This is a genomic window from Paenibacillus sp. 598K (assembly GCF_003851045.1).
Lineage (GTDB): Bacteria > Bacillota > Bacilli > Paenibacillales > Paenibacillaceae > Paenibacillus_D.
On sequence record NZ_BFBX01000085.1, the window covers coordinates 26,653 to 35,655 of the forward strand.

The following is a 9,003-nucleotide window of genomic DNA, read 5'->3' on the forward strand; positions in this document are numbered from 1 at the left end:
CCGCCGTTACGGGATCGAGCGACTGCTCGCGCAGCATGAGGAGCTGTACGAGCGCCTCCTCTATCCGGCGAAGGGGGCGGCCGCATGGCGACCAGCGCTGTAAGGCTCGCAGCCTCGCCCGGTCGGCTGTTGGCAGCACAGCCAGCGACTCGCGAGACGATGATCGCGCGTGCGACCGGGCTGCTGCTGCTGTTCGTGTCGGTCTACGGGCTGATGTCGGTGTTCGTCGACAATCTGCTCGTCCGCTCGATCAAGGATGTGCTGATGCTGCTGTTCGCAGCGGTCAGCATCCTGTCGATCGTGCAGCGGGGGCTCGCGATTGGTCTCTCGCTGCTGGCGCTGATCGGCGGGACGGTGGCGATCGGCGCTTTTGGCGTGCTGACCGGGATCGATATCGTCGTCTGGGTGTACGGGGTGAAGATTACGATCCTGCCGCTGCTGCTGCTGTTCCTGGGGATGTACATCGCCCCGCAGATACAGCGAGGCGGGCTGGATCGCATCTATCTGATCGTGTTCCTGCTGGCGGTCGGCGGCTGGCTGACGCAATATGCGCTCGGGATCGAGCGGCTGATGGCGATGGGCTTTGACTACGGCGTCAATATCAAGCACTTCGCCGACGGCATGCCGCGGCTGCCGTCGATCGCCTTCAGCCCGGACAACTATGCCTATCTGCTGGCGATCTCGGGCTTGCTGCTGGAGCGCTCGCGGCTGCTGGCCCGGCATCCCTGGCTGCGGTTGGCCGTGATGGCGACGACAGGCGTATTCCTGGTGCTCTCGACGATCCGCTCGGCGCTGGTGCTGTGGCTGGTCAGCCAGCTCTGCCTCTATCTGCTGAAGCTGCGGGCGGCCGGGCAGGGCGGGATGCTCTGGCTGGCGCTGCTGCTGCTGGCGGGGCCGACGCTCGGCATCGGCATGCTGCTGCTGTTGCAGGAGCGGGATCTGCTGTCGCTCGGCTCGACGCTTGATCGCTTCAGCCACTGGGGTGACTATCTCGTCTCGCCGCTCAGTCTGAACGGCGTGGTGGGCTTTGGTCTGGGCGCGGTTGGCGCGGCCAGCAAGCGGACGGTAGCGCTCGGCCGGGAGAGCGGCAGCTATGCGGTGGATAACCAGTACCTGGCGCTCTACGAGCAGGTCGGCGCAGCGGGCATGCTGTTGATGCTGCTGCTCACAACACTGCTGATCGCGCGCCTGCTGGCTAATCTCAGGCATGCCGACAGCGCGGCGCAGTACGCCGCGCGGCGCGGCAGCCAGGCCAGCCGGCTAGAAGGCCGGATGCAGGCAGTGACGCAGCGCTCGACACGGTCGACAGTCCGGAGCGCGGGCAGTGTGCGTCAGACAGAGCGGGCGGGGTCGTGGCAAGTAGGCGGTCTGAGACAGGCGGAGCGAGCAGATGGTGCGAGGCGGCCGGGAGAAGCTGGAGCTTGGCGGGCAGGCGGGATGAGGAAGATAGAGCAAGCAGGAGGATGGCGAGTAGATGGTGTGAGGCATGCGGGACAGATAGGCGTTGGGCGAGTAGATGGTGTTAGGCAGGTGGAGCGAGCAGGAGCTTGGCAGGCAGGCGGGGTGCGCCAGAAGGAGCAGACCGGTACGTGGCGAGTAGACGGCGCGCGTCAGGCGGAGTTGGCGTTGGCGCTGATTGTTGGCGGCTTGTTCGCCGGTCTGACGACCAATGTGCTGGAGCTGTTCCCGTATAATGTGTTCCTCTGGCTGGCGATCGGCGGCTGCCTGCTCCGTCCGGAGGAGTACGAAATCCAAGGAGGCGAACAGCGTGAGACAAGAGATTATGATCAACGGGCGCTTCCTGACCCAGTCAATCACCGGCGTCCAGCGCGTCGCGATGGAGGCGGTGCGGATGCTCGACGAGATGCTGGAGCGCGACGAGATCGACAAGCGTCGATACAGCTTCGTCCTGGTCGTCCCTCCAGGCGATCGCCAGGAGCTGCCGCTGCGACATATCGAGGTCCGGCAACGTGGTCGGCTAAAGGGCCATCTGTGGGAGCAACTCGAGCTGCCGCGTCTGTCGCGGGGCCAATTGCTGGTCAGTCTGTGCGGTCCGGCTCCGCTGGCCAAGCGACGGCAGATCGTGACGATCCATGATGCGGCGATCTTCGCCAATCGCGACAACTTCTCGCTGCTGTTCCGCAGCTGGTACCGGCTGCTGTTCACCGCATTCCGGGTCGCCTCGCGCAAGGTGATCACCGTGTCGCACTTCTCCAAGTCGGAGATTCAGCGCTACTGCGGGATCGGCGAGCGCAAGATCGCGGTCCATCATCTCGGCGTCGACCATATGGCCAAGACGATCGCCGACGAGGCGATCCTGGCCAGACACGGGCTGACGTCAGGCAACTATGTGCTAGCAGTGAGCAGCCGCAGCCCCAACAAAAACTTCGCCTCGATCGTCCAGGCGATCCGCCAGCTCGGCGACACCCCCTACGACTGCGTCATCGTCGGCGGCGCCCATGCGCAGGTGTTCGGCCAGGCGGCGGTTGGCGAAGTAGAGGGAGAAGTTGGGGTGCAGGAGAGCAGCCTAGTGAAGGAACGAGCCGATCAGACGGATGGCATGGCGGAGGGACGAGTGGAGCAGGCAGATGGCATGGCGGAGGGACGGGGCGAACAGGCAGATGGCATGGCGGAGGGACGCGGCGACCGGGCAGATGGCATGGTGCAGGAGCCAGTTGGTCATGAGGCCGCTAGCACGGTCAGTGCGGCAGCGTCCCGCAGCCAGGTGAAGCTGCTCGGCTACGTTAGCGACAGCGAGCTCAAAGCGCTCTACGAGCATGCCGGCTGCTTCGTCTACCCTTCCTTCTACGAAGGGTTCGGGCTGCCACCGATCGAGGCGATGTCCTGCGGCTGTCCCGTCATCGTCTCCCAGGCCGCCTCGCTGCCGGAGGTGTGCGGGACGCATGCGATCTACTGCGATCCGCATCGCCCTGCCGATCTGGCCGACAAGATCAGCCAGGTGATGGGGGACGAGGCGCTGCGCCGCTCGCTGCGCGAGCGCGGGCTGACGCATGCGGCGGGCTACAGCTGGCGCGCCTTCACGAGCGGACTGTTCGCCGAGATCGTGCGCTCGGGGTAGCTGGACGTGGGCGATGATGCGGTGTGGTGTGGTGTCGTGTGGTGTCGCGTGGGCAAATAACTGCAATAGTACCTCTATTTTTGTCGAAAACGGCGATTGCGGCGGTCGCAAGTGCAAAAGTGCAGTTAATTTCGTCGTGTGGAGCATTTGAAGAGCCGAATGGCCATTTTAACTGCACTTTTGCAGTTAATCAAGCGATTTGCGCTAGTTCAAGCAGAATTAAAGGTAGTTTTGCAGTTAAGCAAGCGCTACGGGCTAATGTAAGCAGATTTAAAGGTAGTTTTGCAGTTGTTGAAGGTAGGTACGGTACTCGGACCGCATACCGTTATCAACCTGCGGTCGACGCACCTGTACAAGGATGGGAGGAGGCGAATGATGAGAAAGCATATCGTCTTGATCTGCGAAGCGATGGGCGGCGGGGTGCGCAAGCATGTGCTGGATATCCTGCTACATCTCAATCTGGGCCGATATCGGGTATCGCTCATCTACAGCGACGGCCGGGCCGACATGCTCTTCACAAGTCAGCTCGGGCTGCTGCGCGATATGGGTATCGGTCTGTATCCGGTGGAGGAGCTGGTACGAGAGCTGTCGCCGCGTCGCGACTGGGCCGCACTGCGACGGACGATGCGACTGCTGCGGGAGCTGCGGCCGGATATCGTCCATTGTCACAGCTCCAAGGCCGGAGGCATCGGACGACTGGCGGCGAAGCTGTGCGGGGTGCGGACAATCCTGTATACGCCGCACGCATATATGTTCCAGAATGTCGGGCTGAGTGGCGGCAAGCGAAAGCTCTATACAGCGGTGGAACGTCTGCTCAGCCGCATCACAACGCTGACGATCAACGTCTCGGCCGGCGAGCGGCAGGCGGCGATCGAGCAGGGCGTCTTGCGGCCGGAGCAGTCGGTGCTGATCTACAATGGCATCTCCGGGCCGGGACGATCGGAAGCGCGAGTGGGCGCGAGCGGTAGCGGCCCGCATCGGGCTGTCGATGCCGCTGCCTATGCCAGTGCGTGGCGGCAGTTGCTTGGCGAGGACGAGACAGCGGCAGCCAAGACGTCGTCTGGAGAGGCAAGCGACTCAGATGAACATAATCGCGTCGCGGGCAGGGCGTCCAGTGGCTCAGATGCACATGGTCGCTTCACGAGCGAGACGGCCAGCGACTTCGGTGCAGTCAGTCGCATCCCGAGTGGGGCGCCCAACGGCTTCAGTGCAGATAGTCGCCTCGCGGGCCCGGGGTTGGATCAGCGGTCGGAGCCTGTTGCTGAGACAGCCGCTCTGAGGGCTGCCAGCTCCAGGTCGGCGAGCAATGTGATCAGCTTCGCCGAGGCTGAGCGAGCGGCCAGGCTCCGGTCCGGCGGTCGTCTGACGATCGGGACGTCGGCGAGGCTGGATGAGCAGAAGGACCCGTGGACATTTTTCCGTATTGCCCGGGAAATTGCGACACGATACGACCATGTCGACTTCGTCTACATCGGCGATGGGATCTACAAGGATGAGATATCCGAGCAGATTCGCGCAGAGGGACTGGAGGATCGCATCCGGTTAGTTGGCTTCCGCAGCAATGTGATGGAGCTGATCCAGGCGTTCGACATCTATCTGATCACCTCCTTGTATGAGGGGCTGCCCTACTCGATCGTCGAGGCGCTAAGCCTGGGGCTGCCGATCGTCGCGACCGACGTTATCGGCAACAACGAGGTCGTGCTGGCTCGCTACAACGGTCTGTTGTTCGAAGCGCAGCACATCCGGGAAGGCGTCGAGCGGCTGTCGCGGCTTATCGAGCACCCGGAGCTGATCGACTACTATGGTCGGCGGAGTCGGCAGCTGTACGAGGAGTACTTTACGCTGGGGACGATGATGGAGGCGCTGATCCTGGTCTACGAAGGCGGTCGTCCGGTGGGTCGACCCGTCACGATGCCGGAGAACGAGCGGCCTGCGCTGGCAGAGGCGGTCCGAGGCTATGCGCACGGGGGCGCTACGGCAGTGCCCGCAGCAGTCTGGCCGAGCATGCGAGAGTAATCTGCGAGCATCAGCTGGCGACGACTGCGGAGCCGGGTGGGGCCCGCGGTTCCCGGTACGGGAATAGCTCCATCTGCATGCGCGGTGCGGCGGGCGGAGCAAGCGACAGCGGCGACAGCGGGCAGCACGCAAAGCAGAGGCCGTGGCCCTGGTGCGACGCACAGTAAAGTAACAAGCAACCATAAGAGTGAGGGATGTCCAATGTGGAGCGACCTGGATTGTGACGTGAAGGAGCAATACGAGCTGAAGCATATGACGACGATGGGCGTCGGCGGGCCATGCGCCTACTATCTGGCGCCGCGTAGTCTGGCGACGCTGGAGCCGCTCTATGCGAGGTGCCGGGAGCTGGGGCTGCCGGTGCTGGCAGTGGGCAACGGCTCCAATCTGCTGGCGGACGACGCCGGTTACGACGGGGCGGTCATCCATCTCGGGCGACGGCTGAAGGGGATGCGGGTCGAAGGCGACACGCTGATCGCCGAGGCAGGCTTGCCGATGCCTAGACTGGCATGGGCGATGGCCAAGCAGGGGATCGCGGGCTTCGAGTTTATGGCCGGCATCCCCGGCACGGTCGGAGGCGGTGTCGTCATGAATGCCGGCTGCATCGGCAAGGATACGGCAGGCGTGCTGACTGCCATCACCTACCTCGACGAGGCGGGCGTGCTGCACCGCAAGCCTGCGGCCAAGCTCGGCCTGGGGTTCCGCAGCAGCTCGCTGCAGGGGACGCGTAGTCTGATCCTGCAAGCCGAGTTCCGCATGCAGCGGGGCGACGAGCAGCAGGATGTGATGGCCCGGACGCGGGCGGCGGCGGACATCCGCAAGGATAAATTCCCGCTGCATGTCGCGACGGTCGGCAGTACGTTCAAGAGCCCGCCGGCAGGTCCTCATCCCGGACGCCTGATCGAGGAGGTCGGGCTGAAGGGTCATCGGATCGGCGGCGCGGAGATCAGCAGGGTGCATGCCAACTGGATCATCAACCTTGGCTCGGCGACGGCGCAGGATGTGAAGCGGCTCATGCATGTGATGCAGGAGACGGTGCTGCGCAAGCTGGGCATCGAGATGGAGCCGGAGGTGCTGATCGTCTGAAGCATAGATGATAGATGGGAGATGAGCGGCTGGAGGAGGACATCGCCGGATGCGATGACGACTCGGCTTGGGTACGCGTATGACGATTCAGATACGGAATGGGGAGAGAAGGATGAAGAGAACAGGAATGACGGGGAGAGCGGGCTCGGCGGGTATGGCGTCCAAGCTGGCCACTGCGGCGGAGACGACGCGTCCGAGGCTGCGCGAGCCTCATCTAATCATCGAGGGCGGTCGCCCGCTGGGCGGCGAGGTGTCGTTGCCCGGAGCCAAAAACGCCGCTCTGCCGGCGCTTGTCGCGGCCTGCCTGGCGGACGAGGAAGTGACGCTGCGCAATGTGCCGCTCGGACTCAATGACGTGCAGAAGCTGATCCAGCTGCTGCAGGACTCGGGGGCCGAGGTGCGGCGCGAGGGCGCCGACCTGATCTGTCGGGGCGGCGGCTGGCGCGGCGGTACGCTGAGCGGCGAACTGGCCGGCAAGATCCGGCACTCGCTGCTGCTGCTGGGCGCTTCGGCGAGCTGGCGTCAAGGTCTGTTCCTGCCGCTGCCGGGCGGCTGCAGCATCGGCAACCGCAAGCATGACCTGCATCTGTCGGCGCTGCAGCAGATGGGCTACCGGATGGAGGAGAGCGAGCTCGGTCTCCATCTGTCGGCGAGCGAGCCGCATCCCGAGTCGGTGGTGGACTTCGCCTATCCGACCTTCGGCGGCACGCTGAATGTGCTGTTCGCCGCTGTCCAGTCGCGCTCGACGGTGACACTGCGTAATGCCGCCCGCAACCCCGAGGTGCTCGATGTGATCGAGCTGCTGGGCGCTATGGGCGCAGACATCCGCTGGACAGAGCCGGGGACGCTGCGCATCCAGGGCGTGGAGCGGCTGCATGCGGCGGAGCACACGGTGATGGGCGATCGGATCATCGCGGCGACGATCATATCGGCGGTCGGGGCGACGCGCGGCAGTGCGATCATCCGCAACGCGACGACACAGGTGCTGGAGGCCGAGACGGCGGCTTGGCGGTCTGCGGGTCTGCGGATCGAGGAGCTGCCCGGCGCCATCCGCGTCGCCTGGGAGCGGCCCTTGCGTCCGGTCGACGTCGTCACGGCGGCGTATCCGGGCTTCCATACGGACATTCAGCCGCTCCATACCGTGCTGATGATGCATGCGATGGGCACCTCAGAGCTGAGCGACACGATCCTCGACGGCCGCTTCGCGTACTGCGAAGAGTTGAACAAGCTCGGCGCAGACATCACGGTCCGCGACGGCGGCTTCATCTGCGTCAATGGCGCACCGGGCCAGACGGCCGTCATCTCCGGCACGGGTCAGCTGTACGGGACGGACCTGGTCGCGACGGATATCCGGGGCGGCGCGGCGGTCGCGGTCGCCGCGATGGCGGCGGCAGGGACGAGCCGGATTACTAATCTGTATCAGCTCGAACGTGGCTACGATCGCTTCCGCGAGATATTCACGGCGCTGGGCGCTTCGATCACCCGGGTCGACGAGTAAGACGGAGGCGGATGCAGCGATGGAACGAAAAGGCATGCTGTTTCAGATTATGAGCACCCTGGGGACGCGGATGGTCGTGCTGTTCGGCGCATTCGTCATCTCTGTCATCATGGCGCGGCTGCTTGGGCCGGAGGGCAAGGGCGTCATCACCGCCATCCTGGTCATCCCGACACTTGTCGTGACGATCGCCGACCTCGGCATCCGGCAGGCGACGGCTTACTATATCGGCCAGCGCACCTACGAGCAGCGGGATATCGTGTCGTCGCTAACCTTCCTGTGGCTGTTGACCTCGCTGCTCAGCATCGGCCTCGTCACGGTCATCTTCCTCTTACAGTATCAAGGACAATACAGCTGGTGGCTGCTCGGCGTTTGTATCCTGACGATCCCGGCCAATCTGGGCATCCAGTATTTACGCGGCATTATGCAGGGGCGTGGGCGGATCGGCGGCATCAACCGGGTCGAGCTCGTCAAGACGGGGCTGAACTTCCTCATCCTGATGCTGCTCGTCGGCTGGTTCGGCTGGGGCGTGTTCGGCGCTGCGCTGACGCAGCTGCTGATGCTGCTCGTGACGCTGTTCTATTCCTTCCGGCTGCTGCGGGGCGAGATTGGCTTCTCGGTGCGCGTCGTCCAGCCGATCCCATCGCTGCTTATCCGCAAAGGCTTTGCTTTCGCGCTCGCGCTATTCGTCATCCAGCTCAACTATCGGATCGATATCGTCTTCCTGGAGCGGATGACGAGCGTGACCGAGGTCGGGCTCTACTCCGTCGGCACCAATATCGCCGAGCTGATCTGGCAGCTGCCGACGGCGATCGGCCTCATCCTGTTCTCGCGCAGCGCCAGCTCGAAACGGTCGGAGGACGCGGTGGCTCGCACCGCCAAGCTGATCCGGCTCGTCGTGCCGCTCTTGCTCGTCTGCGGCGGGCTGTTCTGGCTGCTAGCGCCGACGATGATCGATCTGATGTACGGGGCGGCCTTTGCTGGCTCGGGGACGATCATCCGCTATCTGCTGCCGGGCATCGTCGTCATGGTTGTCTTCAAGCTGCTGCACGCCGATCTGTCGGGACGCGGCGCGCCGCTGTTCTCGCTGCGCGTGTCGCTGCTGGCGCTCGTCGTCAACATCGCGCTTAATCTGCTGCTGATCCCCGGCTACGGAGCGATCGGCTCGGCCGTCGCCTCCAGCATCAGCTACGGCGTCGCCGGGGTGCTGTTCGTCTGGCTGTATGCGCGACGCGAGGGCATCGCCCTCCGCGCGGTGCTGCTGCCGACGGCGGAGGATGTGCGGGAGATCCGGGCCACGCTCGGCAAGCTGCGAGCGCGGTTTGCGCCG

Annotated in this window: 6 protein-coding genes; all 6 read left to right on the forward strand. The window is 64.4% G+C overall.

The genetic code is table 11. The features are described from left to right. The first annotated feature begins 84 nt into the window (after positions 1–84). The gene (locus PA598K_RS38190) at positions 85–2,097 is read left to right on the forward strand and encodes a hypothetical protein (protein WP_260405562.1); all 2,013 of its coding nucleotides are present in this window, start codon (positions 85–87) and stop codon (positions 2,095–2,097) included. Beyond that, positions 2,084–3,079, forward strand: a complete 996-nt coding sequence (locus PA598K_RS23360; RefSeq protein WP_260405563.1) for a glycosyltransferase family 4 protein — start codon at positions 2,084–2,086, stop codon at positions 3,077–3,079. The genes PA598K_RS38190 and PA598K_RS23360 overlap by 14 nt, the downstream gene beginning before the upstream one ends. Positions 3,080–3,451: 372 nt before the next feature. Beyond that, positions 3,452–5,095 (forward strand): glycosyltransferase, encoded by a 1,644-nt coding sequence (locus PA598K_RS23365; RefSeq protein WP_260405564.1) that lies wholly within the window; start codon positions 3,452–3,454, stop codon positions 5,093–5,095. A 201-nt stretch (positions 5,096–5,296) separates the two neighbouring features. Next, complete coding sequence (murB, locus tag PA598K_RS23370; RefSeq protein ID WP_128659278.1) at positions 5,297–6,178, forward strand: UDP-N-acetylmuramate dehydrogenase; 882 nt, start codon at positions 5,297–5,299, stop codon at positions 6,176–6,178. 112 nt (positions 6,179–6,290) lie between these two features. Next, complete coding sequence (locus PA598K_RS23375) at positions 6,291–7,676, forward strand: UDP-N-acetylglucosamine 1-carboxyvinyltransferase (RefSeq protein ID WP_260405565.1); 1,386 nt, start codon at positions 6,291–6,293, stop codon at positions 7,674–7,676. Positions 7,677–7,695: 19 nt separating this feature from the next. Further along, the coding region (locus PA598K_RS23380) for a flippase (RefSeq protein ID WP_148091978.1) at positions 7,696–9,003 on the forward strand (1,308 nt) is incomplete at its 3' end.

Excerpts from the sequence above, each read along its gene's own strand:
- PA598K_RS23375 (WP_260405565.1), top strand. The coding sequence starts at position 6,291 with ATGAAGAGAACAGGAATGACGGGGAGAGCGGGCTCGGCGGGTATGGCG.
- PA598K_RS23365 (WP_260405564.1), top strand. The coding sequence starts at position 3,452 with ATGATGAGAAAGCATATCGTCTTGATCTGCGAAGCGATGGGCGGCGGG.
- murB (WP_128659278.1), top strand. The coding sequence starts at position 5,297 with ATGTGGAGCGACCTGGATTGTGACGTGAAGGAGCAATACGAGCTGAAG.
- PA598K_RS38190 (WP_260405562.1), top strand. The coding sequence starts at position 85 with ATGGCGACCAGCGCTGTAAGGCTCGCAGCCTCGCCCGGTCGGCTGTTG.